This window comes from Jeotgalibacillus alimentarius (assembly GCF_000829445.1).
In the GTDB taxonomy this organism is placed as follows: Bacteria; Bacillota; Bacilli; order Bacillales; family Jeotgalibacillaceae; genus Jeotgalibacillus; species Jeotgalibacillus alimentarius.
Genome location: NZ_JXRQ01000006.1, coordinates 1 through 596, shown reverse-complemented (window position 1 = coordinate 596; position 596 = coordinate 1). Strand labels below are relative to the sequence as shown.

General features: G+C 49.2%; 2 tRNA genes and 2 rRNA genes. All 4 read right to left on the bottom strand.

Annotated elements, in window-relative coordinates:
* Window positions 1-86 (bottom strand): 23S ribosomal RNA (locus tag KP77_RS00985); the annotation flags it as partial.
* Window positions 87-242: 156 nt separating this feature from the next.
* Window positions 243-318 (bottom strand) — tRNA-Ala (locus tag KP77_RS00980).
* A gap of 23 nt (window positions 319-341) precedes the next feature.
* Window positions 342-418: transfer RNA gene (locus KP77_RS00975), tRNA-Ile, on the bottom strand.
* Between the two features lie 89 nt (window positions 419-507).
* Window positions 508-596, bottom strand: a 16S ribosomal RNA gene (locus KP77_RS00970); the annotation flags it as partial.

Sequence of the window (596 nt, the reverse complement as noted above, 5' to 3'; positions counted from 1 at the left end):
GCTCCCCGAAGCATATCGGTGTTCGTACCGTCCTTCATCGGCTCCTAGTGCCAAGGCATCCACCGTGCGCCCTTATTAACTTAACCTAGTTAAAAAGGTCTTTCTTAAAAAGTTTTCATTAGAAAACCCTAAGATGGCGATTCTCGGTTTATCTTTCTTACTTTGATGTCGTTATCCAGTTTTCAAGGAACGAGTTCCATACAAAAGTTTCCGAGTTTTCTTTCTCACTCGAAAGAGTATGTTGGTGGAGCCTAGCGGGATCGAACCGCTGACCTCCTGCGTGCAAGGCAGGCGCTCTCCCAGCTGAGCTAAGGCCCCATAGACGGGTATAAATTTGAAAATGGTGGGCCTAAGTGGACTCGAACCACCGACCTCACGCTTATCAGGCGTGCGCTCTAACCAGCTGAGCTATAGGCCCCTCTTGAAGGTTAAACCTTCAAAACTAAACAACCAAACAGTCAACCTGTGTTGCGCCTACCCTGTAAAGGGTGGTCACAATATCCTTAGAAAGGAGGTGATCCAGCCGCACCTTCCGATACGGCTACCTTGTTACGACTTCACCCCAATCATCTGTCCCACCTTAGGCGGCTGGCTCC